The organism is Brevibacterium sp. GP-SGM9 (assembly GCF_047300845.1).
Taxonomy (GTDB): domain Bacteria; phylum Actinomycetota; class Actinomycetes; order Actinomycetales; family Brevibacteriaceae; genus Brevibacterium.
On sequence record NZ_CP178563.1, the window covers coordinates 2,537,771 to 2,562,827 of the forward strand.

General features: G+C 65.9%; 24 protein-coding genes. 16 read left to right on the forward strand and 8 right to left on the reverse strand.

Features of this window, described 5'->3' with window-relative positions; all coding sequences use genetic code 11:
• Positions 1-31: 31 nt before the first annotated feature.
• Positions 32-1,327, forward strand: coding sequence for a DUF445 domain-containing protein (locus tag ACH82I_RS11470; RefSeq protein WP_413336757.1), 1,296 nt, complete (start codon positions 32-34; stop codon positions 1,325-1,327).
• A 27-nt stretch (positions 1,328-1,354) separates the two neighbouring features.
• On the opposite strand, the gene ACH82I_RS11475 is transcribed toward ACH82I_RS11470, so the two are convergent.
• Positions 1,355-2,008: a TetR/AcrR family transcriptional regulator gene (locus tag ACH82I_RS11475; RefSeq protein ID WP_413332705.1), complete on the reverse strand. Its 654-nt coding sequence runs from the start codon at positions 2,006-2,008 to the stop codon at positions 1,355-1,357.
• A gap of 121 nt (positions 2,009-2,129) precedes the next feature.
• On the opposite strand from ACH82I_RS11475, the gene ACH82I_RS11480 reads away from it, so the two are divergent.
• From ACH82I_RS11480 to ACH82I_RS11530, 11 genes are all read left to right on the forward strand, one after another.
• Positions 2,130-2,921: an SDR family NAD(P)-dependent oxidoreductase gene (locus ACH82I_RS11480; RefSeq protein ID WP_413332707.1), complete on the forward strand. Its 792-nt coding sequence runs from the start codon at positions 2,130-2,132 to the stop codon at positions 2,919-2,921.
• A gap of 36 nt (positions 2,922-2,957) precedes the next feature.
• Positions 2,958-4,109, forward strand: a complete 1,152-nt coding sequence (locus ACH82I_RS11485; protein WP_413332708.1) for a DUF5938 domain-containing protein — start codon at positions 2,958-2,960, stop codon at positions 4,107-4,109.
• Positions 4,110-4,144: 35 nt separating this feature from the next.
• Entirely contained in the window at positions 4,145-5,683 is a 1,539-nt protein-coding gene (locus ACH82I_RS11490; RefSeq protein WP_413332710.1) for an acyl-CoA synthetase, read from the forward strand.
• 201 nt (positions 5,684-5,884) lie between these two features.
• Positions 5,885-6,658 carry an ABC transporter ATP-binding protein gene (locus ACH82I_RS11495; RefSeq protein ID WP_413332712.1) on the forward strand — a complete coding sequence of 258 codons (774 nt, stop codon included), beginning with the start codon at positions 5,885-5,887 and terminating at the stop codon, positions 6,656-6,658.
• A gap of 77 nt (positions 6,659-6,735) precedes the next feature.
• Positions 6,736-8,118, forward strand: coding sequence for an FtsX-like permease family protein (locus tag ACH82I_RS11500; RefSeq protein ID WP_413332714.1), 1,383 nt, complete (start codon positions 6,736-6,738; stop codon positions 8,116-8,118).
• Between the two features lie 250 nt (positions 8,119-8,368).
• Complete coding sequence (locus tag ACH82I_RS11505) at positions 8,369-9,622, forward strand: MFS transporter (protein ID WP_413332716.1); 1,254 nt, start codon at positions 8,369-8,371, stop codon at positions 9,620-9,622.
• Positions 9,623-9,750: 128 nt separating this feature from the next.
• On the forward strand, positions 9,751-10,458 hold the full coding sequence (locus ACH82I_RS11510; protein WP_230745769.1) for a TetR/AcrR family transcriptional regulator: 708 nt from the start codon (positions 9,751-9,753) through the stop codon (positions 10,456-10,458).
• Between the two features lie 206 nt (positions 10,459-10,664).
• Entirely contained in the window at positions 10,665-12,002 is a 1,338-nt protein-coding gene (gene dnaB / locus ACH82I_RS11515; RefSeq protein ID WP_413332719.1) for a replicative DNA helicase, read from the forward strand.
• A 32-nt stretch (positions 12,003-12,034) separates the two neighbouring features.
• Entirely contained in the window at positions 12,035-12,670 is a 636-nt protein-coding gene (locus ACH82I_RS11520) for a hypothetical protein (RefSeq protein ID WP_413332721.1), read from the forward strand.
• Positions 12,671-12,760: 90 nt separating this feature from the next.
• Complete coding sequence (gene cmtR / locus ACH82I_RS11525; protein WP_230745772.1) at positions 12,761-13,120, forward strand: Cd(II)/Pb(II)-sensing metalloregulatory transcriptional regulator CmtR; 360 nt, start codon at positions 12,761-12,763, stop codon at positions 13,118-13,120.
• Complete coding sequence (locus ACH82I_RS11530) at positions 13,117-13,845, forward strand: cation transporter (RefSeq protein WP_413332723.1); 729 nt, start codon at positions 13,117-13,119, stop codon at positions 13,843-13,845. Before cmtR ends, ACH82I_RS11530 begins: the two co-directional genes overlap by 4 nt.
• Before the next feature lie 45 nt (positions 13,846-13,890).
• On the opposite strand, the gene ACH82I_RS11535 is transcribed toward ACH82I_RS11530, so the two are convergent.
• Positions 13,891-15,099, reverse strand: coding sequence for a winged helix DNA-binding domain-containing protein (locus ACH82I_RS11535; RefSeq protein WP_413332725.1), 1,209 nt, complete (start codon positions 15,097-15,099; stop codon positions 13,891-13,893).
• Positions 15,100-15,143: 44 nt separating this feature from the next.
• Here ACH82I_RS11535 and ACH82I_RS11540 point away from each other — a divergent pair, with 44 nt between their 5' ends.
• Positions 15,144-16,073, forward strand: coding sequence for a LysR family transcriptional regulator (locus ACH82I_RS11540; RefSeq protein WP_230745777.1), 930 nt, complete (start codon positions 15,144-15,146; stop codon positions 16,071-16,073).
• Positions 16,074-16,094: 21 nt separating this feature from the next.
• Here ACH82I_RS11540 and ACH82I_RS11545 read toward each other — a convergent pair whose 3' ends face one another.
• Positions 16,095-16,625, reverse strand: coding sequence for a GNAT family N-acetyltransferase (locus tag ACH82I_RS11545; protein ID WP_413332728.1), 531 nt, complete (start codon positions 16,623-16,625; stop codon positions 16,095-16,097).
• A gap of 99 nt (positions 16,626-16,724) precedes the next feature.
• On the opposite strand from ACH82I_RS11545, the gene ACH82I_RS11550 reads away from it, so the two are divergent.
• Complete coding sequence (locus ACH82I_RS11550; protein ID WP_413332730.1) at positions 16,725-17,228, forward strand: SRPBCC family protein; 504 nt, start codon at positions 16,725-16,727, stop codon at positions 17,226-17,228.
• Positions 17,229-17,456: 228 nt separating this feature from the next.
• Entirely contained in the window at positions 17,457-17,855 is a 399-nt protein-coding gene (locus tag ACH82I_RS11555) for an acyl-CoA thioesterase (protein ID WP_230745870.1), read from the forward strand.
• On the opposite strand, the gene ACH82I_RS11560 is transcribed toward ACH82I_RS11555, so the two are convergent.
• From ACH82I_RS11560 to ACH82I_RS11570, 3 genes are read right to left on the reverse strand one after another with little or no spacing between them, the layout of a single operon-like run.
• Positions 17,815-18,495, reverse strand: coding sequence for a DUF4166 domain-containing protein (locus ACH82I_RS11560; protein ID WP_413332733.1), 681 nt, complete (start codon positions 18,493-18,495; stop codon positions 17,815-17,817). The genes ACH82I_RS11555 and ACH82I_RS11560 overlap by 41 nt on opposite strands.
• A 40-nt stretch (positions 18,496-18,535) precedes the next feature.
• Positions 18,536-19,762 (reverse strand): amidohydrolase, encoded by a 1,227-nt coding sequence (locus tag ACH82I_RS11565; RefSeq protein WP_230745784.1) that lies wholly within the window; start codon positions 19,760-19,762, stop codon positions 18,536-18,538.
• Positions 19,763-19,821: 59 nt separating this feature from the next.
• Complete coding sequence (locus tag ACH82I_RS11570) at positions 19,822-20,448, reverse strand: HAD family hydrolase (protein ID WP_230745786.1); 627 nt, start codon at positions 20,446-20,448, stop codon at positions 19,822-19,824.
• Between the two features lie 189 nt (positions 20,449-20,637).
• On the opposite strand from ACH82I_RS11570, the gene ACH82I_RS11575 reads away from it, so the two are divergent.
• Complete coding sequence (locus tag ACH82I_RS11575) at positions 20,638-21,282, forward strand: GNAT family N-acetyltransferase (protein ID WP_413332736.1); 645 nt, start codon at positions 20,638-20,640, stop codon at positions 21,280-21,282.
• 71 nt (positions 21,283-21,353) lie between these two features.
• On the opposite strand, the gene ACH82I_RS11580 is transcribed toward ACH82I_RS11575, so the two are convergent.
• Positions 21,354-22,025 carry a nucleotidyltransferase family protein gene (locus ACH82I_RS11580; RefSeq protein WP_413332738.1) on the reverse strand — a complete coding sequence of 224 codons (672 nt, stop codon included), beginning with the start codon at positions 22,023-22,025 and terminating at the stop codon, positions 21,354-21,356.
• Complete coding sequence (locus ACH82I_RS11585; RefSeq protein ID WP_413332740.1) at positions 22,022-25,057, reverse strand: molybdopterin-dependent oxidoreductase; 3,036 nt, start codon at positions 25,055-25,057, stop codon at positions 22,022-22,024. Before ACH82I_RS11585 ends, ACH82I_RS11580 begins: the two co-directional genes overlap by 4 nt.

Genomic DNA, 25,057 nt, shown 5'->3' on the forward strand with positions numbered 1-25,057 from the left:
GCTAGAGTCGGTAAGAGGAGAAGGGGGAATGATGTCGATCGACAAAGCACCGAATGTGCCGCAATTCGGCGGCCCGGCCGAACTCACGCCGGAGGATCAGGAACGGGCACGCGGCCTGCGCCGGATGCGCACTCTCGCGCTGTCTCTGCTCATCCTCGCGACGCTCATCTTCCTCTCCACCCACCTCTTCACCGACAACACCGGGGTGTGGGGCTTCGTCTCCCGCGCTTCCGAGGCGGCGATGATCGGCGCGATCGCCGACTGGTTCGCCGTCACCGCGCTCTTCCGGCACCCCCTTGGCCTGCCGATCCCGCACACCGCGATCATCCCCCGCAAGAAGGACACCCTGGGGGCGAGCCTGTCCGCGTTCGTCGCCGCGAACTTCCTTCACGCCGAGGCAGTGTCGACGAAGATCCGGTCCGCTCAGGTCTCGCACCGGGCCGGCGAGTGGCTGAGCAAGCCGGGCAACCGGGACATCGTCGTCGACCGTGCCGCCGGCGGTCTCGAATATGTCCTGGCCCGCATCAACGACGATTCGGTCGAGGCGCTGACCAGGAACGTCATCATTCCCAGACTCGTCGCCACGCGTAAGACTCCCGTGCTTGCCCAGCTGCTGCGTCAGATCGTGCTCGACGGCGCCCACCACAAACTCGTCGACCTCATCGTCGCCGAGGCCTACACCTGGCTGGGCGACAATCCGCAGGTCATCGACGAGATCGTCCACAACCGAGCACCGTCCTGGGTGCCCGACTTCGTCAACGAGCAGCTGGCCAACCGCCTGCAGCGCGAAGTCCTCGGCTGGGTCGCCGACGTCCGCGACAACGAATACCACAAGGCTCGCCAGGCCCTCGACGCCTGGCTCGTCGACCTCTCCGACGACCTCGACTCGGAGTCCTCGCTCTCCCAGAGGGCGGAGGTCATCATCAACGACCTCCTCACCCAGGACGGCGTCGTCGGTTCGGTGCTCGAGATCTGGACCTCACTCAAGCAGCTGCTGCGCCAGGCCATCATCGACACCGACGGCGAGGTCCGCGGCCGGATCTCCGAGCTGATCGGCGAATTCGCCCAGCGCCTGCAGACCGATACGGAGTTCGCGACGAGGATCGACGACCAGATTGCGACGACCGCCGGAGACCTGGCCGAGAGCTTCGGCCCCGAGATCGCCAGCGTCATCTCCGACACCATCGAACGGTGGGACGCCAAGGAGGCCTCGGATCGGATCGAACTCTATGTCGGCCGGGACCTGCAGTACATCCGCATCAACGGCACCGTCATCGGCGCACTCGTCGGACTGCTCATCCATACGGTCATCGTGCTGCTGCCCTGACAGAATCCGGAAGGCAGGCTCCGTCGCTCACTTCGACTCGGGAACCGACGGAGGCGAGCAGAAGGCCGGCAGCAAGGTGGCCACCTGCTCCTTGATCCACTCGATTGCACCCGCGCGGTCGGCGATGAAGTCGCGCAGAGCGCTTTCGAAGATGCCGTCGAACATCGTGTAGGCGGCACGAGACTCGACGAGTGGTCGGCCCCCACTGAGATCGGCGTATCGGGTCACGACTCGCCAGATCATGTCCTCGAGTCCCCTGTCGATGTCATACACATCCTCCCGGAGCTCCTCCTGGAACATGCTCTGCGAGCGGAGGTCGTACCAGAGCCTGTGCATCGAGGGTTCTTCGGTCAGTGTCTGCACGAGTTTCTCGGCGAACCCCGTCAAGAGTCCCTCCGCCGTGCTGGAGTCCTCGACCACCGAGTCGTAGCGGTGCATGCATTGCGTCTTGTAGTGCTTGACGCAGAAGACGATGAGTTCGGTCTTGTCGCGAAAGTAGTAGTGGACGACACCGTGGCTGAACTCCGAGTTGGCGGCGATCTCTCGCAGACTCGTTCGGGCATAACCCAATTCGCCGAGTGTTCGCAGAGCCGATTCTGCGAGCTTGATTCGGCGTTCGTCGTAGCTGCCGGCGCCTCTTCTGCTGCGGGCAGAATTCGCCGGAGTCCGGGTTTGTGCCACCTGTCGATCGTAGCCGTCGCGCACGTTCTTATCAAATGGTCTGGACACTTGGTCTTGACAGCTGTCAAGAAAAAATGTGACGCTGGTCATCCAGGATGGAAGTCATGGCAAAGGAGCCAGAATGTCAATCTATGACCTGAAGGGGCGTCGAGCACTGGTAACCGGTGGGGCGCAGGGACTCGGCGAATCGTATGCACGCGCATTGGCCGCGGCCGGAGCGCAGGTGGCGATCGCCGATCTCCAAGACAGAGGCGCCGAGGTTGCTGCAGACCTGGGAGAGGGCCATCACTTCGTCAAGCACGACGTGGCCGACGACACCTCGTGGCAGGAAGCCATCGATTCGACGGTCAGCGCACTCGGCGGCCTGGACATCCTCATCAACAACGCCGGGGTGGAGATCACCAGCCTGCTCACCGATATCGACGCCCACGAGGCAAGAAAGCTTCTCGACGTCAATGTCCTCGGGACGATCCTCGGCCTCAAACACGGTCTGCGCGCGATGCGACCCGGCGGATCGGCAGGCGAGGGCGGGACGATCATCAATGTCGCCTCGGTGGCGGCCAGAATCTCCTTTCCCGGGATCGCGGTCTATTCGGCGACCAAATCGGCGATCGACCGCTTGACCAGAGTCGCGGCGATGGAAAGCGGAAAGCTCGGCTACGGAGTTCGCGTGAACTGCCTCCTGCCCGGGCTGGTTCCCAATGCGATGGGCGCCGCTCTCGCCGGTGATGTTGCGGAGATCGGACTGTTCGACAGCCCGGAAGCCGCAGTCCAGGCAGTCGTGGAGCTGACCCCGTCCGGGCGGCTGGCCGAAGAGAAGGACATCACCGAGGGGCTGATGTTCTTGGCCTCCGATCAGTCCCGTTTCGTCAACGGCGTCGCACTGCAGGTCGATGGCGGAATGGGTATGTGAACCCGCACGAGGCCGAAGAGTCCATACACAGCAGAAATGAAGAAGGAGACACCGATGTCCGAACAGTCCAAACCCGTAGTCGTCTATGGAGCAAGCGGATACACGGGACGAATCATCTGCGAGTATCTGCGCCAATACGGAGTCCCATTTCTCGCAGCGGGACGAAATGAACAGCGCCTCAAGGATTCGATGAGATCCAATGTCCCCGGCATCGAAACCGCAGACTATGAAGTGAGCGAAGTGGCCGACGAGCTCGGAGCGCTGACCGAACTCTTCACCGGCGCCGAGGTGGTTATCAACACCGTCGGACCATTCAGCAAATACGGGCCCACAGCCGTCGAGGCAGCACTTGCCGCCGGAGCCCACTACTCCGACACCTCTGGGGAGCAGGATTGGCTGATCACCTGCGCCGAGCAGTACGGACAGCAGTTCGCAGAGAAGGGGCTCCTGCTCTCGCCGGGACTGGCGCAGATGTATACGATCGGTGAGATCGCTGCGAACCTGTGCCTCGAGACACCCGGCCTCGACACCCTCGATATCGCAGTGTTCTGGGGCGGGAGTCCGACGATCGCGTCGACACAGACGATTCTTGTCAACGCCGCGACCTCGAAGGCCTACTACCTCGAACGCAATCAGTACACAGAATTCGACCCGAACGAAGGACTTGTGCCCCTCGTCGTTCCAGGTCAGCACGAACTCGCTCAGTCTCTGCCGTGGGGCGGCACCAGCCATCCGGTGTGGTTCAAGAACGACCCTCGTGTCGCCAATGTGAAGGCTCAGGGCGGTGTGTTCAATACGCCCTTGATGCGCGGCGTCCCGGTGATCGTGGCCAATGCTCTGGAACAGACCAAAGACATGTCCGAAGCCGAACGCGACAAGGTGCTGACCGAGACCGCTGCACAGGTCATGAGTGAAATGCCGCCGCGGGAGAATCCGCTGGTGAACAAGTCACTCGACTCCGTCCACGCCAGCGGACCGCTGGGGCGGGCACACTGCGTCATCCACGGAAACAGCAACTACCAGCAGACTGGTCTGCTCCAGGCATACGGCGCTTATCACCTGCTCCAGCAACCGCCTCGGCGGGTGGGCTTCGCTTCGGGGTGTCAGGCCTTCGGCCATGAACAGCTGCTCGGGGTCCTCCGGGAATTCGGGCTGGTCGCCGAACCCGTGCTCACGGTCAACGGCTGAGGTGGGACCGGACCTCCACGAAAAGGACGACGAACATGCGACTCTCCGATTTCCTTGACAAAGGCGCATCCATCGACCCGACCGCACCGTGTCTGACCACCGATGGGGAGACGCTCAGCTATGAGCAGGTGCGCAGCCTGTCCGATCGGATCGGCGCAGGACTCGCGGCCAGAGGCGTCGGGCCGGGAGACAAGGTGGCGATCATTTCGGGCAATGATCCGATCGCATTCACCTGTGTCTTCGGCATCAGCCGGATCGGAGCGGTCTGGTGTCCGATCAACCCACGCAACGAGGCTCACGAGAATCGTGAACTGCTGGATCTCTCGGAATGTGCCACCGTGATCTATTCGAATGCCTACACGGAACTGGTGGGACGCATTCGCGAGGATCTGCCGAAGGTTCATACGTGGATCTGCCTCGATGCGCAGCCGGACAGCGGTCTCGGGTGGGACGAATTCCTCGTCGGCGGTCAATCGACGCAGGCGACCGGCGCACCGGTGGGTGACCTGGCGATGGTCGTCGGAACCGGGGGGACCACCGGTAAGCCGAAGGGCGTGATGCTGTCGAATCGGAATCTCGAGACGATGACTGCACTGACCCTGATGTCCTACCCGTTCACGAAGAGACCGATCTATCTGGCGATGGCGCCGCTCACGCACGCTGCCGGCGTCCTCTGCTTCCCGATACTGTCTCTCGGAGGGGAGATCGTCATCATGCGCAGTGCAGACGTCGGTCTGTTCCTCGCCAATGTGGAGAAGCACCGGATCACCCATTCTTTCCTTCCACCGACGATCGTCTATATGATCCTCGCCGAGGCGGGACTCGAATCCACAGATATGAGCTCGCTGGAATGCCTGTGGTACGGGGCTGCCCCCATGTCGCCCGCACGATTGGAGGAAGCACTGGAGAAGATCGGTCCGGTCATGGCGCAGCTGTTCGGGCAGACCGAGGCACCGATGATGATTTCGACCTTGGCACCTGACGACCACTTCCTGCCGGACGGGCGTGTGGCAAAACAGCGGTTGTCCTCCGCAGGCAAGCCCACTCCACTGTGCACGGTCGAGATCATGGACCCCGACGGGAAGCTGCTGCCGCGGGGTGAACGTGGAGAGATCGTCGTGCGCGGGTCACTCGTGATGGACGGCTACTACCGCAATTCCGCGGCCACCGAGGAGGCCACTCGATTCGGATGGCATCATACGGGAGACATCGGCTATCTCGACGAGGAGCACTACCTCTACGTCGTCGATCGGGCCAAAGACATGATCATCACCGGGGGCTTCAATGTGTACTCCACCGAGGTCGAGCAGGCTCTGCTGTCCCATCCCGCCGTTCAGGACTGCGCCGTCATCGGACTGCCGGACGAACACTGGGGTGAGATGGTGTCCGCCGTCGTCCAGCTTCGCCGAGGTGGTGAGGCGAGCAGCGATGAGCTGCGGGCACATGTGAAGGCGCGGATCGGGAGCGTGAAGACCCCGAAGCGCATCGAAACCTGGGGAAATCTGCCCAGATCCAAGGTCGGCAAGGTTCTCAAGGTCGACATTCGTGACGAGTTGATGAGAGACCAGAGCTGAGGGAGCCGACCAGGAGAGAGTGGGTAGTTCCTTGACTCGGCCGACGGCGCGATCACGGAACTCTGCGACCATCGAGGTCACAATGCATCGAGATGTTCTGTCCTGCATGCCGGGTTCCCCGAACCGAGAGTCGGGTTTTCCGCGACCGAGTGATGGGACGGCTTCATGGTCGCGCAGGTTCAGGTGCGAAAGCCTGGAGACATGACAAATTCTCAGCTTCCCGCCATCATCGCGGCCTCACACGTGACCAAGCACTACAACCAGACCTATGCGCTCGCCGGCGTCGATCTGAGCATCGGACTCGGCGAGTCCCTGGCAATCATGGGCCCCTCGGGATCCGGCAAGACCACCCTGCTGCACTGCCTGGCCGGAATCATCCGACCAGACGAGGGAGTCATCCGGCTCCAGCCCACCGATCGCACCGCCGCAGCCGAGATCACCTCCCTCAAGGATTCCGGACGGACCGCTCTGCGCCGGGAGGTCTTCGGCTTCGTGTTCCAGCAGGGCCTGCTCCTGCCCGAACTCACCGCCGAAGACAATGTCAGCCTGGCCGCAATGCTCGGCGGCATGACACGAGTCGAGGCCACCAAGCACGCGCACGCCTGGCTGCACCGACTCGGACTCGCCGAGCACCTGGGCAAGCGAATCGGCCAGCTCTCCGGCGGCCAGGCCCAACGCGTCGCCATCGCCCGCGCCCAGGTCACCCAGCCCGTGGTCACCTTCGCCGACGAACCGACCGGCGCCCTTGACTCCAGAACCTCCGCCGAGGTGCTCACCGAACTCCTCCACTCGACCGTCGGGCGCGGCTCGACCTTGGTCGTCGTCACCCACGACGAAACCGTGGCGGCCCGCTGTTCACGCATCGTCCGCCTCGCCGACGGACGCATCGTCTCCGACACGGCGAATCAGTCGGCCGTGCACGACCCGGCCCGGGACCAGCCGACCGTCTACCGGTCGGCGGAGAACACCCGCTGAGCGCTGCCCGACTGCGTAGCAGCGCACTCGACCTCGCCCGAACGAACACACCGCACGTCCCGCTCAAAGGAGCCCTTGTGTCCACTGCCCTCCGCGCCGCCCCTCTCGTCCTGGGTCGCAAGACGCTGACATCCTCGAACGCGCTGCTCGTGGCCGGCGCCTTCTTCGCCTGCACCACCCTGTTCCTCACGGTCGCCGCCGGCGCCTGGATGTTCTTCCAGATTCCCCCGTCGACCGACCCGGCCGCGCAGGGACTCGACGCGACCTACAAGATCCTCGCGACCTTCGCGACAATCCTCCTGGTCATTCCGGCGAGCACACTCGCCTCCGCCTCGGCGACCCTGTCCGCGCGACGCCAGGACGAACGGCTGTCGACGATGTCCCTCCTCGGCGCGAAACGATCATCCATCGTCGGCATCGCCGTGGCCGAACCCCTGGTGCCCGCGATCTGCGGCATCATCCTCGGTGTGATCGGATACCTGGGACTGGCCTGGCCGGTCAGCTATATCCACTTCCTCGGCTCGCCCATCGGCTATGAGAACCTGCTCATGCCCCCGCTGCTCGTCGCCGGGGTCATCGTCTTCCTCATCCTCGTCTGCATCGCCTCGGCGCTCATCGGACTGCGCAAGGTCGCGATCTCACCCCTGGGTGTGCGGACGAAGGCGCTGGAGCGGAAGTTCCCGATCGTCCGCGTCATCCTCACCGTGGTCGCGATCATCATCCTGCCCTTCCTCGTCGCCCTCGCGAAGGGCGGCAGCTTCGGGTTGGGAGTGCTGATCGCTCTGTCCATCGGGGTCTTCGTTCTCGGCCTCATCGTCGTCGACCTCCTCGGCGGGCTTCTCATCAGATGGTTCGCTCATCTCAGCGGCAATCGGGCGAAGACTCCCGAGCGTCTCATCGCGGCCCGGCTGGTCTCGGACGAGCCGAAGCGGTTCTGGCGCCGGGTCTCCGGTCTGGCCATGACCGCCTTCGTCGCTGCGGTCGGCGGCAGCGGCATCTCGCTGATGCTGTTGGGAATGGAAGCCGCCGATGACCCGAACGCCGGAATGCAAACCGCCGACATCATCCTGTTCCAGGACATCTTCACGGGAGTCCTCCTCGTCATCGGCATCTCGATCCTGCTCATCGCGGTCTCCGCCATGATCAACCAGGTTGCCGATGTCTATGATCGTGCCGACACATTCCAGGACCTCTACGCCGCGGGCATGGACCCGGCCACAATGCACCGCGCCATGGTTCGCGCCGTACTGGGACCCGTCATCTGGGTGTCGCTGCTCGCCGGTGGTCTGGGGCTGTTCCTCGTCCTCCCGCTGGCCGGTGCGGCGCTGGTGCTCAAACCGGTCACCTTCCTCACGATCCTCGCCAGCGTGGTCATCGGCGTCGGCATCATCCGCCTCGGCCTGCAGGTGGCCAAGCCGATCCTCGTCTCTGTCGCCACCGCGGGACGTTCGCGGGAGTGAGGCGAGGGTCGGGTGGGCCGTCCGGCTCGGTCTCGGGCGGGGCTGAGGAAATATTTATGGTTGCTAACTCCCATAAATAGGTTAGGGTGAGCTTAGTCGGCAGAGAACGTGTCGACCCCACCCTCAGCCGCTCGGCGTCGCCGCCCCACCGACAGGACGTGATCATGACCGATGATCCGCAAGCCACACCCGCCCCCGTGACCGATGATCAGCACGCTTCACCCGCCCTGCACCCCGGGCCCGCCCGCAGGTGAAGGTCCTTCTCACGATCGTCTTCCTCGCCTATCTCGCGCAGATGACACTCAACCCGATCATCGCGCCCTTGGCCAGGGAAGTCGGTCTGGCGGAGTGGCAGATCGGGGTGACGATCAGCACCGCAGCGATCATGGTGGTGCTCACAAGCCAATTCTGGGGCCGCCGTTCCCAGTCCTGGGGCAGGCGGACCGTGCTCATCACGGCCCTGAGCATCGCCACGATCGCCACAGCCGCCTTCGCGTTCGTTTCGCAGCTGGGAATGACCGCGGTGCTCGGCGGATCCGCGCTGTTCACCCTGTTCCTGCTGCTGCGCGGCATCGGCTTCGGCTCCGCGATCGCTGCGATCCCGCCGACCGCCCAGGCCTATATCGCCGATGTCACCGTCGACGAGGCGGCCCGGGTCAAAGGCATGGCCGGAGTCGGCGCGGTCCAGGGCATCGCGATGGTCGCCGGTGCCGTCGTCGGCGGTGCACTCGCCGGATTCGGCCTGCTCACCCCGCTCGTCGTCGTGCCGATCCTGCTCGGAGTCGGGCTCGTCCTCGTCCTGTTCGTCCCCCGCCGCGAACCCCGCCACGAACTCATCGCCGACCCGGCCCGCATCCGCCCGGCCGACACCCGCGTCTGGCCGTTCCTGCTCGCCGGTTTCGGCCTCCTGACCTCCCTGGGCTTCATCCAGGTGATCTGCGGCTTCATCATCCAGGATCGGCTCGCCCTCGACGCCGAGACCACGGGACTGGCCACCGGCGGAGTCCTCCTGGCGGCAGGAATCGGGATGGTCGTGGCCCAGAGCATCATCGTCCCCCGCAGCGGATGGACCCCGCCGACCCTGCTTCGCGTCGGTGCCGTCATCGCCCTGCTCGGCTTCCTCATCCTCATCCCGGATCTGGGACTGTGGTCCATCGTGGCCGGAATCCTCCTCATCGGCCTCGGCATGGGCATCGGAATGCCCGGATACACGGCCGGGCCGACCCTGCTGATGAGCCGCGAGGAACAGGGCGGCCTGGCCGGACTCATCGGCGCCACCAACGGCCTGACCTTCGTCGTCGCACCCACCGCGAGCACCGCGCTCTACGGCCTGTGGCCGCCGCTGCCGGTCATCGTCGGCGCGGTCGTCCTCGGCCTCGTCGCCGTCTTCGTCTTCGCCCACTCCCGCTTCCGTCGCCTGCCCGATGTGGCCGCGGTCGACGCCGACAGGCTCGCCCGAGCGGCGGAAGGCACAGGCGCGGGACAGGCCACCCTCGGAGACTAGGAGTCCGCACGCGGGCGGAGCAGAGGTTATGGTCGAGGTATGGAGCTGAAACCGTCGGCCGCTGAGGGCCCGGACCATGTGCCGAGCGTGAGGATCCGCCCGGCCGCGCGCGCCGAGGTGGGCCGAGAGTGAGTCCGGCAGCGGGCAGACGCGGACGGCCGCCGCGGGTGACGCGGGAGCAGATCGCCGAGGCGGTGCTCGAGGTGGGATTCCCCGACCTGACCTTCGCCGCCGTTCGCCAGCACCTCGGCGTCGGAGAGACGACCCTGTTCCGGCACGCTCCCGACCGCGAGGAACTGATCAGGATCGGTCTCGAGCGCGTGCTCGAGAGCATGGAATGGCCGAGCCTCGATGGCACCTGGCGGCAGATGCTGCGATCGACCGCGCTCGCGGCCTGGAACGTCTTCGAAGCCCATCCCGGATCCGCGACCGAAGTCTCCAGCGGCACCGTCCCGGCCACAGCCATGGAGTACATGGGCACCGTAAGCGCGGTGCTGCTGCGGCACGGCTTCACCGCGACCAACGCGGTGCTGGCCTGCGACCTCGTCTTTGACCTCGTCGCCGACAACCGACGTGGGGTCGAGCACATCGATGCGATCGTCCCCTCCTCCAACAAGGGACGGGAGAGTCTGCGCGAGCTGGTCCGTCCCACCGCCTCGGTGCGTCCGGCCGAAGTACCCCCGGAGCCGGCAGAGGAGGAGCGCGAAGCCATCGCCGAGGCGATCCGGGGGTCGATCTCGGCCGAACCCCTCGACTGGTTCCTCGGGAAGCTCGAGGTCGTGCTCGACGGCATCGAACGGTCCCTGGCCCCACCGACACCGACCGAAACCGGCTGACCTGGGACGGAGCGGACCGCCTCGGCGAGGGGCCGGATCCGATGGCCGAGGAACTCCTCGGTCATGTCATGGGCGCGTCCTAGCATGGCGCTCGGGGGGCCATCGAAGGCACGCTCCGAGGCCGGGTACAGTTGGAGGGCGCCGCCGCCGGGCACCTGCCCGGGCCGCAGTCGAGGGGCCGACCAGCTTGAGGAAGAGGAAGACGAGTGAGCAACGACCAGGGGTATGACGGCCTGAGGACTCCGCCGCAGGATGTCGAGGCGGAGCAGAGCGTGCTCGGTGCGATGCTGCTGTCAAAGGACGCGATCGCCGACTGCGTCGAGACGATGAGCGGCGACGACTTCTACAAGCCCGCTCACGAGACCATCTACGAGGCGGTCCTCGACCTCTATTCGAAGGGTGAGCCCGCCGATTCGGTGACGGTGGCGAACTATCTGACGAAGACCGGCGACCTCTCCCGCGTCGGCGGAGCCGCCTACCTGCACACCCTCATCTCCTCGGTGCCCACGGCCGCCAACGCCGGCTACTACGCCGCGATCGTCAGCGAGCAGGCGGTGCTGCGCCGCCTCGTCGAGGCCGGCACCCGCATCGTGCAGATGGGCTACGACGCCGAGGGCGACACCGACGACGTCGTCAACCTCGCGCAGTCCGAGATCTACAAGGTGACCGAGCGCCACACCACCGAGGACTACGTCATCCTCTCCGACATCCTCGGCGAGGTGGCCCAGGAGATCGAGCGCAACGGCGACACCGACGGACAGACCGCCGGCGTGCCGACCGGATTCACCGAATTCGACCTGCTCACCAACGGTCTGCACCCGGGCACGATGATCGTCATCGCCGCCCGCCCCGGAGTCGGCAAGTCGACCCTGGCCCTGGACTTCATGCGTTCGGCGGCGATCCATCACGGCCAGGCGGCCGTGTTCTTCTCCTTGGAGATGGGCAAGAACGAGCTCGTCATGCGCTTGCTCTCGGCGGAATCGGAGATTCCCCTGCAGAACCTGCGACGAGGCGAACTCAGCCCCCATGACTGGACCACCTTGGCCGCGACGGAGTCCCGGATCAATGACGCCCCGCTGTTCGTCGACGACTCCCCGAACATGGCGCTGACCGAGATCCGTGCGAAGTGCCGTCGGCTCAAGCAGCAGCATGATCTCAAGATGGTCTGCGTCGACTACCTGCAGCTGATGAGCTCGGGCAAGCGCGTCGAGTCGCGTCAGCAGGAGGTCTCCGAGTTCTCGCGTTCGCTCAAGCTGCTGGCCAAAGAGCTCGAAGTCCCGGTCATCGCGCTCTCGCAGCTCAACCGAGGCAGCGAGCAGAGGACGGACAAGAGGCCGATGATCTCGGACCTGCGCGAATCCGGATCGATCGAGCAGGACGCTGACATGGTCCTCCTCATCCACCGTGAGGACATGTACGACAAGGAGCACGAACGCGCCGGCGAAGCCGACATCATCGTCGCCAAGCACCGTGCCGGTCCGACGGCCGACATCTCCGTGGCGTTCCAGGGCGCGAAGTCCCGGTTCGTCAACATGCCGCACTAAGGTTCAAGAGTCGTCGACCGATGGGAGCATCCATGCCACCGAGCAAAGCGCGCAGTCTGCTGACGCTGCTGATCATGGTGGCGGTGGTGTTCATCGGCTTCGCGGTGGCATTCGCCGTGACTTACCTGTGGCCGTCTCTGCTCTTGGCGGGCATCATCATCGCCTGCTGCGCGTTCATCGTGGCTCTCATCGGCGTGTACAAGGCGATGGGCCGCAGATGGCCGCTGTGGTTAGTCGGGCCCGCCGTCGCGATCGCCGGCATCGGGACGATCATGCTCGCCGAAGACCTCGCTCTGGCCAAGGTCGGCGAGCTCACCGAAGTCGTCGTCGTCGACCACACCGTCGAGCACGAAACCGTCCATGACTCCACCGATCCGAGCCGAGACGTCTACACGCACGAGTACACCCTGGAGAAGACCGACGGAACGCCGGTCGACCAGCCGATGATCTACCGCGGCAAAGACGGCTTCGACGACATCGATGAGGGCGACACGATCACGGTGATGATCGACCCCGCGGGAAATGCCCCCACCGAGCCCGCCGACCAGGTGGACCTGCCTGCCGATATCGGCATTCTCATCGTCGGTTCGGTGCTGAGCATCGGAGCCTTCGGCGTGTGCGTCCTGGTGGCGGCACTGAGATCGCGGGAACCCCAGCGGGTGCGGTAGCCCCGAGGCGACTTCCACCCCGTCCTCAGCTTCGAACCCCGAACTCGGACCAGCCTTCTCATAGTTCAGTGAACACTGTATGGTCAGTGTATGCTGACTATCGCTTCGAGGCTCGATGCTATGAATCGACTCGGTCGCGCCATGGCCGATTCCACCCGATCGCGTATCCTCCTCTCCCTCCTCGACGAACCCGGCTACCCGGCCCAACTGGCCAGAGACCTGGAGCTGACCAGGACGAATGTTTCGAACCATCTGGCCTGCCTGCGCGGATGCGGCATCATCGTCGCTGAACCCGAAGGACGACAGACCCGCTATGAGATCGCCGACCCCCACCTGGCAGCGGCACTCAATGCCCTCGTAGAGGTGACCTTGGCCGTCGATGAGAACGTCGAGTGCCTCGACCCGGACTGCGCGGTCGAAGGGTGCTGCGAGAACTCGGTGACCCGATGACGGCGACCGACGTGAACCCGACCTCGAAGGCGGTCCGGCCATTGCCGAGCTCGGCGCGGGCGGCGACTCTGCGACGACGGATCCGGATCATCGTCGCGATCACGATCACCTGGAACGTCATCGAAGCCGTGGTCGCGATCGCCGCGGGAGGAGCAGCCTCCTCGGCGGCCCTCATCGGCTTCGGTCTCGATTCGATCGTCGAGGTCCTCTCCGCCGCGGCCGTGGCCTGGCAGTTCGCGGCCCCGAACCCGGAACTCCGAGAGAAGACGGCCCTGCGGGTGATCGCCGTGTCCTTCTTCGCTCTCGCCGCATACGTCGGCCTTGACGCCGTGCTGTCTCTCACCGGCCTGCGGGATCCCGAACACTCCACCGTCGGCATCGTCATCGCAGCCCTCAGCCTGCTCGTCATGCCTTTCCTCAGCTGGTTCGAACGGCGCACCGGACGCGAACTCGGATCCGCCTCGGCGGTGGCGGACTCTAAACAGACCCTCATCTGCACCTACCTCAGTGCCGCCCTGCTCGTCGGGCTGCTGCTCAATAGCCTGCTCGGTTGGGCATGGGCAGATTCCCTCGCGGCCTTGGTCATCGCGGTCTTCGCGGTGCGGGAAGGCCTCGAAGCCTGGCGGGGCGATGCCTGCTGCGCGGCTCCGGTCGCCGTGCTCACGGGAGAGCGCGAAGCCGAGTCGTGCTCCTGCGCCGATGAGGAGGCGTGCCGCTGCGGCTGAGTTACTGGGGTGAGGGCACTCGCTGAGTATTCTCAGGGCAGGGGATCAGTCGTCGAACTCCACGTCGACTCGTCGCGCCTGGCGCAGGGCACCGATCGCCTCCGCCTCGGCGGTCAAGGCCTTCTTCTCTTTCGTGTGCACCGTGTCGAACAGTGAGAACGTGACGGTGAAGTTCGAGTTTTTCTTCCGCCCTCGCCAGGTTCCGGCGATCCTCCCGTCGACGAGCACCGCTCCGGGTTCGCCGACGGTCTTCCACACCGTGGAGTGATGAACTTTGTCGACGATCGTCTCCCGGTCCCTCATCTGCGTATACGGGTCTCGGGGCGGCAACAGACGGACTCCCCGCGGCATCTGCACGGAATGCAGAGCATCGACATCCTCGGTGAGCATCCACGTCTTCCGCCCGAATCGGATCTCGGTCAACTCACCCTCGAGCAGGTCCCACCAGGCCGCAGCCTCGGTGGAGCGAATCCCGAGCCAGGCAGCGAAATCCGCCCGTGTCGAAGGCCCATAGCAGTGCAGGTAGCGACGAAGCAGGTCCGCACGGGCGGCGTCGATCGTCGATGGGTCGAGGTCTGTTTGGCGCGATTTCTTCGGCCGGTCCAACCACTCATCGACGAGCACGAACGGTGCCGTGTTCCCGTCCCGGGGAGCGAAGCAGAGAATCTGGCGCAGCGTGAGAATCCGAATGCAGAAGTGCACGACTCCCTCGCCGAGGCTCTGGCCCTTTGCGTACGGCCCCTCCTTTACCCAGATCTTCCGCTGCCCGACGGTCAGCGAGTCCGCCATCGCGCGGGCGAGCTCCTCGCCGAGTTCGGTGATGGTCATTCGTTGACCGCGGAGGATCCCGTCGATCGCCTCCTCCGCCGAGTTGACGAGTTCACCGAGCTCCACACCGAGATCGTCAACGGACTGCTCGACGCCGAGGACGAAGTGACGCAACGACTTCTCGGTTCCCGGGAGCACACCTGTGGTGAAGAGATCCAGGTCCGAGGTGGGGAAATAGAAGGGCGCACCGCGCATGCACCAGCTCTGCAGGAGGGTCCTGTCTTCGGCCACGGCCGAGTCGAGCCTTTCGCGGGACATTCCCTCCACTCGGGCGTACAGGGCGGTCAGACCGGAACCCGGCGGGCTGTTCTGGATCCCGCACGCGCCGGCGGCCCTGAGGAGGTCCCGCTCACCCAGTCGGCCGTCGAGGTGATGTGATGCGAGCCGAAAGGCGATGACCTCGTCCCTGGCAGCGGTTTCATCCATACACCGAGACTAACTTCCCATCCGGCCTGCGTACCATTGCTGACATGGACACCACGCCCAACGACCTGCTGGTGCTGCTCACCGTCTCCCGCTCCGCCAAGTTCGCCATCGCCGCGCACACCCTCGGGGTCAATCACACGACGATCTCGCGGCGCATCGCCGCGCTCGAGAAGGCCCTGGGCGGACGTGTGCTCTCCCGTTCGGCCGAAGGATGGGAGCTGACCGACCTGGGCGCCGAGGCGGTCCGAGTGGCCGAACAGGTCGAAAGCGCCGTGCGCGGCCTCGGTGATTCTGGGCAGGCACCCGACTCGGTGACGGGAGTGGTGCGGATGACGGCGACCGACGGGTTCAGCGCCTATGTCGCCTCCCCGGCCGTGTCCAAGCTGCGCAGGACTCACTCGGGCCTGAGCGTGGAGATCGTCACGGTCACCCGCCGCGCTCTCCAGCAGCGTTCGGGACTCGACATCGAAGTCGTCGTCGGCGAACCCCAAGTCCACCGCGCCGAAGCGTTCAGACTCGCCGAGTACGAACTGGGCATGTACGCCTCGCGAGACTACCTCGCCGCCAACGGCACCCCGGCCACGGTCGACGAACTCATCGAACATCAGCTCGTGTACTTCGTCGATTCGATGCTCCAGGTCGACGACCTCGATGCGCCCCGCCGCCTGGTACCGGGCATGAAGGACGGTCTGACCTCGACGAACGTCTTCGTCCACGTGGAGGCCACGCGGGCGGGCGCCGGAATCGGATTCCTCCCGTGCTTCATGGCCGACCTCCACCCCGACCTCGTGCGACTGTTCCCCGCCGAGCTCTCCGAAAGACTCCCGTACTGGCTGGTGCTGCGCCCCGACTCCCTGCGCCGCCCCGCTGTCGCGGCCGTCGTCCAGGCGCTGCGGGAAGAGGCGGTCGCCCACCAGGAAGCGCTGTTGGGCAGAGGAGGAACCTCGGGAACCACGGCGGAGGATCAGAAGTGAGCCGATTCCTTGGTCAATTCCTCAGCCGATTCCGCAAACGCTGACGTCGTCGCTGCCGAGATCCATGGCGAAGACGATGTGGACGGGTGACTCGTGCCGCAGGGACGTATCAAGGCGCATGCCGACCTTCTCGGCCACCCGCTGGGACGGCGTGTTCTCGCGGTGGATGACCGAGACGAGCTGCTTCCCAAGACCGTGTGAACGGGCGTGATCGCGGCAGGCCAGAGCCGCCTCGGTGGCATAGCCCTGTCCCTGAGCCGAGGACTTCACGTGGTAGCCGAGCTCAAGATGAGGAGCACCGTTGACCCTCTGCCAGGTGAGTCCGCAGTCGCCGATGAACTCGCGCTCGTGCGTCTCCACGGCCCACAGCCCGAAGCCATGTTCGGCATAGTTGGCCAGATTCCATTCGATCCACGCGGCCGCCTCGGCGCGGGTCTTGGGTGCGGGGTAGTGCATCATCACCGTCGGATCGCCCAGCATGGCCGCCATCTCATCGAGGTCGTCGGCCCCGAGCTCCCGCAGGCGCAGGCGGCGTGTTTGAATGGTGGTCACACGCCCAGCCTAACTCCGGGCCCGCAGCGTGTTGGGTCGGCATCGAGTCGGCGGACGGCCAGGCGAGGCACAGGGCTCACACCGATCGAAGGGACGACGATGGCACGGACCATGCAGGTCAGCGACAGCATCGAGATCAAGGCCGACGCCGAGGTGATCTGGTCCCAGGTCGCCGACCCGACGCAGATGCCCCGGTGGAGTCCCGAGAACACCGGCGCAGGCACGACGGCGATCGGCCGACCTCTGCAGGTCGGCGAGGTGTTCGACGGCACCAATCGGCGCGGCCGAGCCACCTGGGTGACCGAATGCGTGGTCACCGATTCGACTCCGGGCCGGCGCTTCGCGTTCACCGTGCGCAAGATCGGACCGCGCTCGCCGTCGCTCGAGGGCGCCAATGCCAGCTGGTCGTATGACTTCGAGGACCTGGGCGGATCAACCAGGGTCACCGAGACCTGGCACGACGACCGACAGGCATGGCCGGGTTGGGCAGCCTGGGTCTTCGACCGCATCGTCACCAAAGGCCGGTCCTTCGCTGACTTCCAGCGGCTGAACATCCGTAAGACCCTGACGACGATGAAAGACGATTTCGAAGGGCGTCGCTAGCCGACGAGCAGCGCCGAGTCCGTGCCGACGCCGAGGTGGGACCGCGGTTCGTCCGACGCCGAGGTGGTTCCCCGATACCCGGGATGATCCGCAATATCGGCGGAACTCGACGGAAACGAGGGCGAAACATCCCCTGGCTACGCTGAGCTCATGCCTGAACTGACGCTGGGAAGCGAACACCATGAGAAGCCCGCGAAACCACAGAGTGCCGGTCGCCTCGGCGATGGGATGAACTTCTATACGCGCAAATGGGTGCGGCCCGAGGATCTCAACGCCAACGGCTCCCTCTTCGGCGGCAGCCTGCTGAGGTGGATCGACGAGGAGGCCGCGATCTACGCGATCATCCAACTCGGCAACCCCCGCGTCGTGACCAAGCTGATCTCCGAGATCGAATTCGAGGCCTCGGCACGGGAAGGCGACCTCATCGAAATGGGTCTCGTCGCCACCCGATTCGGTCGAACTTCGCTGACGATGCGGGCGCGGGTGCGCAATATGATCACCCGCAAGTCCATTCTGAGCATCGACCAGCTCGTCTTCGTCGGGGTCGACGAGACGGGAACTCCCATCCCGCACGGCTACTCCACGATTACCTATGACCGTGATCGGATGTCCCTGCCTCCGGCCTGATCTCATAGGTGAACCAGCCGCGGTACTCATAGACCCGCCCGAGTACCGGCATGTCCACGGTGAGCTCGATGCGCTGCCGCTCTTCGCCGTCATCGAAGTGCTCGCTCAACCTGATGCCGGGACGAAGCGGGCCGGGAACGGGAAGACGGAGACGTCCGAGCCGCAGGATCACCTCGGCGCTGCTCAGGCTCAGGTGATCCTTCGTCACCGCCACGTCGAAGCTCGCCTCGACGAGAGCAGGCCGACCGAGCACATCGACGACGCGACCGCCGCGCCCCAGATGGACGGCATCGCGCATCGACCAGCTGCGTCCGCCCAGATCAAGGGTCCTCGTGGCGGTCTGCTCTCCATCGACGGTCCGGTTCTCGACCCGGAACGGAACCTGTCGATGCATGCCGGGAGCGATCACATGAGCGCGACCCAGAACCGCCAACGCCGGCCACAGCCACCGATGGCGGGTCCCGAAGCACTCGAACACGCCCTCGCCGATTCCGACCGATCCGGCGGGAACGGCTGCGAAGTACCTCTGCAGCACCGGGTGAAGTCGCGATCTCCGCGCTCCGAGCGCACGCTCGTAGGGGGATTCGAGCGCTCGTTCGTCCGGGGGTTCGAGCGTCCACTCGTCCGGGGATTCGGTCATGACCTCGGCACCTCGCTTACACCGATCAGGCTCCCACCGATCAGGTGCGCCCCAGATACGACAGGGCGGCGACGACCTGGGCCTTGGTCGCAAGTTCGAGGGTCGGATCGATCACCGGGGCGAACTGCGGGGAATGGTTGGCGGGGATGTCCGTGAGCACGGTTCCCGCCTCCTCGGCCGCCCGATACTTCTCGGGATCGGCCGAGCCGACGAACCAGTAGACATAGGGAACGCCGAAGGCGTCCGGGATCTCACTGAAGTCCTCCGAGGCGGTCGCCGGGCTGGCCTGCCGGACCACCTCGGCGCCGAAGCAGTCGGTGAACGCAGCGGTCACGGTGTCAGTGGACTCGGGCGGGTTGTCGGTCAGCGGGAACTGATCGTAGTACTCGAAACTCGGGTCTCGTGGGGATCCGGCGGCCGCACACTCGCCGCGCACGATCCGTTCGATGGAGGCGATGATCCGCTCCCGGACGGCGGTGTCGTAGGTGCGCAGGTTGAGCAGAAGCTGGGCTCGATCCGGGATGATGTTCGACTTCGTTCCCGAGTTCGACGCCCCGACCGTGACCACCGCGAACTCACCCGGTTCGGTCTCGCGGGAGACGATGGTCTGCAGACGCAGCACGATCGTCGCGGCGAGCACCACCGGATCCACCGACAGGTGCGGCATCGACCCATGGGCGCCGCGGCCGAACACGGTGATCCTGACCGAATCCCCGGCCGAGAGCACCGGTCCGGACGCGGTTTGGATCTGACCGGCGGGCTGGGGCATCACGTGCTGGGCGAAGGCGATATCGGGTTTCGGCACCTTCGCAGTCAGGCCGTCGTCGATCATCGCGCGTGCCCCGGCGGCGTTCTCCTCGGCCGGCTGGAACAGGGCGATGTAGGTGCCCGACCAGGCGTCGCGGTTCTCATTGAGCAGCCGGACGGCGCCGAGGAGGGCGGTGATGTGCATATCGTGCCCGCAGGCATGCATGACGCCCTCGATCGTGGAGGCATAGTCGAGGCCGGTGTCCTCGGAGACGGGTAGGGCGTCGATGTCCGCACGGGCCAGCACCGTCGATCCGGGCCCGTTCTCGATCACGGCGACGAGTCCGGTCTCGGAGATGTGCTGGACACTCAGGTTCATGTTCTCCAACTCCGAGGCGATCCGCTGTACCGTTGCGTTCTCGTCGAGGCTGACCTCCGGGTGGCGATGGAAGTCCTTGTAGAGCTCACGCTGCCAGTCCGATTGCGAGTCGAAGCGCTCCAGGAATGCTGCTGTCGTCAATGGTCCTCCTCTGGTTCGACCGCGGGTGGGAACTCCAGGCGCGGATGGGTCCTACGCTATCAATCGTCGAGCAGCCCGAGCCGGACGAGATCCTGGCGCAGTGACTCCGCATCGGTGAACACGAGGCCTAGAAATCCGAGTCGGTTCGCGGCCTCGATGTTCGCAGGCAGGTCGTCGACGAAGACGGTGCGGGCGGGATCGAGTCCGAAGCGATCGGCGAGGACGTGGAAGATCGCCGGATCGGGTTTGATGAGCTTCTCCCGACCCGAGACGACCACGTCCTCGAGTTCGCTGATCGCCGGCGCCGCCGCGGGTGCATGGTGGAAGGTCTCGGCCGCCCAGTTCGAGAGTCCGAGCAGCCTCGTGCCGGACTCCTTGAGTTCGGCGACGACCTCGGCCATGCCGTCGATCGGACCGGTCAGGGACTTCGCGAAGTTCTCGTAGTACAGGGAGACGATCTCGCCGTGCCGAGGATCGGTCTCCGCGGCCCGGGCGACCACCTCGGCGACGGGGACGCCGGAATCGGATGCGGAGTTCAGGGCCGCGAAATCGGCCTCGGCGGCGAAGGCATTCCACTCCTCCCGGCTCATCCGATCGGCCAGGGGCAGGGCCTGATCCCAGCCGATGAGGACATTGCCGAGGTCGAAGACGACGGTCGTGGGTTGCGGAATTTCGGTCTGCGGCATTGCGGCACCACCTTCGGCTGGATTCTGATTCGGACTCCTACGCTACAGACACTTCGCCGGCGATGCGCACGGCGCTCGCCGCACAGCGGAGTCGCACGGCGCTCGCGGCACGGCGTTCGTCACGCAGCGGGAGTCGCTGCGTGGTGCGCACCCATTGTGGAAACGCCCGAGCGCGCTTAGGTTGGAGGCATGTTGGACTATGCGCCGCTGCAGATCCGCGTGAGGACACCGCGACTCGAGCTCGTCGGCGCCGACGATGACATGCTCGAACGGCTTGTCCCACTGGTCCGCGGAGGCAAAGCCTTCGCCGAGCCCGCCCCTGACGACGACCCGATGTCCTTCTACGAATCCGATCCGGAGACCCGCGTGAACAGCTGGCTGCAGGGAGTCTGGCGGGCGCGCGGTCGGTTCACGCCGTCCGAATTCCGTCTCGGCTTCGCCGTGCTCGTCGATGGCCGCGCGGTCGGGATGCAGGACCTCATCGCGGAGAAGTTCGACACCTGCGCCACCGTCCTCTCCTTCTCCTGGCTCTCGACCGATGTGCGCGGCCGCGGTCTCGGCACCGAGATGCGCAGCGCCATGCTGCACCTGGCCTTCGCCGGCCTCGACGCGCGGGAGGCCGCATCCGATGCGTTCACGGACAACATCGGCTCGAACCGGGTGTCCGAATCCCTCGGTTACGAACCCAACGGAGTGGAATGGGACACCCGCCGAGGTGACCCCGCACAGCTGCAGAGATGGCGCCTGACCCGCCAGGCCTGGCAACGCCGCCGCCGCGACGATATCGAACTCAGCGGAGTCGAGGAGTTCCGGGAGATGCTCACGGCCCAGTGATTTCGGGTCAGTGACCTCGGCGCCGTGACGTTGGGTCAGTGACGTTAGGTCAGCTTCTCCAGGACCTCAGATCAATGACTCCAGGACCTCAGGTCCGCGATCGTGTCAATGTCGGATCCGTCCCCGAGATCCCCGCATTCGACCTGATCGACGAGGTGCCGGTTCCCCCGCATCCACGTCCGAGCCGCCTCGTCGCCGGTGGCTTCAGCGGCGGCGGCTCGCGCGTTTGCCAACGACATCACCACGGGGTGCCCCGGGCGTCCGGCCCAGGCGGCCCGGGCCACCCGAGCAGGATCGAAGTCGGCGACCAATCGCCCGAGCACCTCGGCGCCGACCCCGGGTTGGTCGACGAGCATGACCGCGACGGCCGTCGCCGAGGTGGTCCCGGTCAGGGCATCGATCGCTGAGATCCCGGCCCGCCAGGACGCCGACATCCCGGTCGCTGCATCGGGCACGGGGACAAGCCCGACCGTCGGGGCGGGCGGACAGTGCGACGCCGGCGGTGGCGGGGAAGCCGATGGTTCGGCCGGGTCGTCCGAATCGGGTGGCACCGCCTCGGCGAGGTGGCGTTCGATCTCAGCGAATCTCGGACCGGCGGTGACGACGGGACGCAGCCCCGCGGCGACGGCGGCCCGGACGGCACGGACGACGAGCACCGAATCGTCCCACGGCAGCAGCGCCTTCGGGCCGAGGCCGAGCCGTCGACCGCTGCCGGCGGCGAGGATGAGCGCGATCGACGTCATATGGAGATCGTCCCGCCGTCTCCCGACCCGACGGCGTCATCATCCGACCCGACGGCGTCGCCACCCGATCCGGACGATGCCGACCCGGCCGAGTCCACCCCCGCTTCGACGAGCCCTGCCCAGATCGTGTCCCTGGTCAGAGGCGTGGAGGTGAAATCGACGCCGGTCGCATCCCGCACCGCATTCGCCAGGGCGGGGGCGACGGGATTGAACGGGGATTCGCTCATCGACTTCGCCCCCTGCGGACCGAGCTCATCGGAGGTCTCGGCGAAATATACCTCGGTGCGGGGCAGGTCCGCGAAGTTCGGGGCCTTGTACTGGCGGAGGATGTCGGTGACGGGTTTCCCGTTGCTCTCATCGATGATGACCTGCTCGTACATGGCCGCGCCGATCGCCTGGGCCACCCCGCCTTCGATCTGTCCGCGGCACTGATTCGGGTTCATCACCACCCCGGCGTCGGCGGCGTGGACCGACTGCAGGATCCGCAGCTCACCGGTGGACATGTTCACGGCGACCCGGAAGCCGTGCACGTTGAACGCCACCGACCGTGGAGTCCCGCCCCAGTATCCGTGCCCCGTCGGCGGCTGACCGGTGCGGGCGATGTGCTCGGCGCGCAGGGTCTCCAGCGGGATCGAGCGCTCACATCGGATGGGCCCGACGATCGCGGCGAACTCGCCGCACAGCTCGGCCGAGCCGGCAACGACGGCCTGATCCCCGGCGATGACGACCTCCTCGGCGCTGACACCGAGTCGCGGGGCGGCGAGCTTCTGGAGGACGGTGATGAGATCCTTCACGGCCGCCTCGTTGGCGCGGCCGGCGATCGTCGTGCCCGTCGACCCGAAGGCCCCGGTGTCATGGGTGACGACATCGGAATCGGACTGCTTCAAGGTGATCCGATCGGTCGTGGTCTTGAGCAGGGTCGCGGCCAACTGGGCATGGACGGTGGAGGTCCCGTTCCCGAACTCCGCCGTACCGACCCGCAGCTCGAAGGTGCCGTTCTCGGCGAGCTCGATATCGGCGTGGGCGATATGCCCGCGCGGGGGCGCGGTCGCGATCATGGCGATGCCGTGCCCGGTGCCGACACGCCACTCTTCGCCCAGTTCCTCACCGTGCCCGGCGGCGATGTGCTCCTTCCACCGCTGCTCACCCCGCTCCATGGCGTGATTGACGAGATCGATGCACTGGTCGAGACCGTAGCTGCCGATGAGGAGATCCTCCTCGGGTTCGTCGTGGGGGCCGAGCATCGGGTCGTTCGGACCGACGATGTTGATCCGTCGCATCTCCAACTCGTCGATGCCGAGCTTGCGTCCCACGGTGCTGATGGCCGATTCGACGGCGAAGATCATCTGGCTCAGCCCGTAGCCGCGGAACGCCCCCGAAGGCAGGGTGTTCGTGTAGAGGACCATGGCGTCGACGCGTTTGTTCGGGGCGTTGTAGACCGCAATCGATTCGCCCACCCCGTGGAAGAGCACCCCGGGCCCGTGATTGCCGTAGGCTCCGGTGTTCGACCGGACATCCACGGCCAGGGCCGTGAGCTTCCCGTCCCGGTCGGCTCCGACGCGGACCCGCATGCGGAAGGGGTGGCGGACCGTGGTGGCGGTGAAGATCTCCTTACGTGTCAGTTCGAGCTTGACCGGGGATCCGGTGGCCATGGTCGCCAGCAGTGCGACATCCTCGCAGAGGACCTCCTGCTTGCCGCCGAACCCGCCGCCGACCCTTTCGCAGTAGACCCGCACCCGATCGGGATCCAGGTCGTACAGACTGCTCAATGCCCTTCTGACCAGGAAGGGAACCTGCGTACTGCTGCGGATGACATAGCGGCCGTCCTCGTCGATCCAGCTGATGCACCCGTGGGTCTCGAGCGCCATGTGCGAGAGCCGCTGGGTGCGGTAGGTCGCCTCGTGGGTGGCCGCGGAGTCCGCCAGGGCGGCCTCGACATCGCCGCGGTGGTGGTGCACCTCGGCGAGGACGTTGTCCTGCGGATGCGCGATGCCCGAGTCTTCGCCGTTCTGTCCGGTGCCGTGCTCCCCGGTGCCGTCCTGTCCGACATCGACCGCCTCGGGGTGGATGACCGGGGCGCACGGGGAATCGGCGGTCTCGACGTCGAAGACGGCCGGCAGGTCCTCGTAGTCGACCTCGACGAGGCGGACCCCGCGTTCGGCGGCCCGCTGCGATTCGGCGACGACGACCGCGACTCGCTGCCCGTAGTAGCGGACCACATCGTCGAAGACCAGGGTGTCCTTCGGGTCATCGCCGACGAGCTCGTGCTGGGCGGTGGAGAAGCGCTTGCTCGGGGCATCCTCATGGGTGAGCACGGTGACGACACCGGGTTCGGCCAGAGCCCGACTCGTGTCAATGCCGCGGATGCGGGCGTGGGCGCGGGTGGAGTGGACGAGAGCGGCATGCAGAAGCGGGACGGGCAGCTCGTCCGGGTCCATGTCCATGGTGTAGCGGACCGTGCCGGTGACCACGCCGGGACCGGCCAGGGCCCCGGTGCTCGACCCGACGCCGCGGTTGCCGGGATCGATGTTTCGGTGCCCGGCGATCGCATCCTCGATCGAGCGGTAGCCGGTGCAGCGGCAGACATTGCCCTTGAGCGAGCGGGGGAGGTCCTTCTTGTCCTCCTCCGTCATCGAGGCGACCGTGCAGATCATCCCCGCGGTGCAGAATCCGCACTGGAATCCGCCGGCGTCGAGGAAGTTCTCCTGCACCGGGTGCATGTGCTCGGGAGTGCCGAGTCCCTCGATCGTGGTCACCGTTTTGCCCGCGGCGCGGTGGGCCGGGTAGATGCAGCTGTGGACGGCTTCGTCATCGACGATCACGGTGCACGCTCCGCAGTCACCGCCGTCGCAGCCCTTCTTCACTCCGCGGGATCCCTTTTCGCGCAGCCAGGTGCGCAGGCATTGGCCGGGTTCGGGGTCGACCGGAACCGGGCGACCGTCGACGGTGGCGGTTCGGCGGCTCTCGACGGTTCGGCTGCTCTCGGCAGTTCCGCTGTCGGCGGCTTCGGTGTTCGTGTCCTCGTTTCTCAC

What these genes read in the sequence shown, in the direction of transcription:
- ACH82I_RS11495 (WP_413332712.1), top strand. Translation starts at nt 5,885, where the DNA reads ATGACAAATTCTCAGCTTCCCGCCATCATCGCGGCCTCACACGTGACC.
- ACH82I_RS11535 (WP_413332725.1), bottom strand. Translation starts at nt 15,099, where the DNA reads ATGGATGAAACCGCTGCCAGGGACGAGGTCATCGCCTTTCGGCTCGCA.
- cmtR (WP_230745772.1), top strand. Translation starts at nt 12,761, where the DNA reads ATGCTGACTATCGCTTCGAGGCTCGATGCTATGAATCGACTCGGTCGC.
- ACH82I_RS11480 (WP_413332707.1), top strand. Translation starts at nt 2,130, where the DNA reads ATGTCAATCTATGACCTGAAGGGGCGTCGAGCACTGGTAACCGGTGGG.
- ACH82I_RS11470 (WP_413336757.1), top strand. Translation starts at nt 32, where the DNA reads ATGTCGATCGACAAAGCACCGAATGTGCCGCAATTCGGCGGCCCGGCC.
- ACH82I_RS11530 (WP_413332723.1), top strand. Translation starts at nt 13,117, where the DNA reads ATGACGGCGACCGACGTGAACCCGACCTCGAAGGCGGTCCGGCCATTG.
- ACH82I_RS11550 (WP_413332730.1), top strand. Translation starts at nt 16,725, where the DNA reads ATGGCACGGACCATGCAGGTCAGCGACAGCATCGAGATCAAGGCCGAC.
- ACH82I_RS11540 (WP_230745777.1), top strand. Translation starts at nt 15,144, where the DNA reads ATGGACACCACGCCCAACGACCTGCTGGTGCTGCTCACCGTCTCCCGC.
- ACH82I_RS11520 (WP_413332721.1), top strand. Translation starts at nt 12,035, where the DNA reads ATGCCACCGAGCAAAGCGCGCAGTCTGCTGACGCTGCTGATCATGGTG.
- ACH82I_RS11575 (WP_413332736.1), top strand. Translation starts at nt 20,638, where the DNA reads ATGTTGGACTATGCGCCGCTGCAGATCCGCGTGAGGACACCGCGACTC.
- ACH82I_RS11580 (WP_413332738.1), bottom strand. Translation starts at nt 22,025, where the DNA reads ATGACGTCGATCGCGCTCATCCTCGCCGCCGGCAGCGGTCGACGGCTC.
- ACH82I_RS11560 (WP_413332733.1), bottom strand. Translation starts at nt 18,495, where the DNA reads ATGACCGAATCCCCGGACGAGTGGACGCTCGAACCCCCGGACGAACGA.
- ACH82I_RS11485 (WP_413332708.1), top strand. Translation starts at nt 2,958, where the DNA reads ATGAAGAAGGAGACACCGATGTCCGAACAGTCCAAACCCGTAGTCGTC.
- ACH82I_RS11555 (WP_230745870.1), top strand. Translation starts at nt 17,457, where the DNA reads ATGAACTTCTATACGCGCAAATGGGTGCGGCCCGAGGATCTCAACGCC.
- ACH82I_RS11570 (WP_230745786.1), bottom strand. Translation starts at nt 20,448, where the DNA reads ATGCCGCAGACCGAAATTCCGCAACCCACGACCGTCGTCTTCGACCTC.
- ACH82I_RS11490 (WP_413332710.1), top strand. Translation starts at nt 4,145, where the DNA reads ATGCGACTCTCCGATTTCCTTGACAAAGGCGCATCCATCGACCCGACC.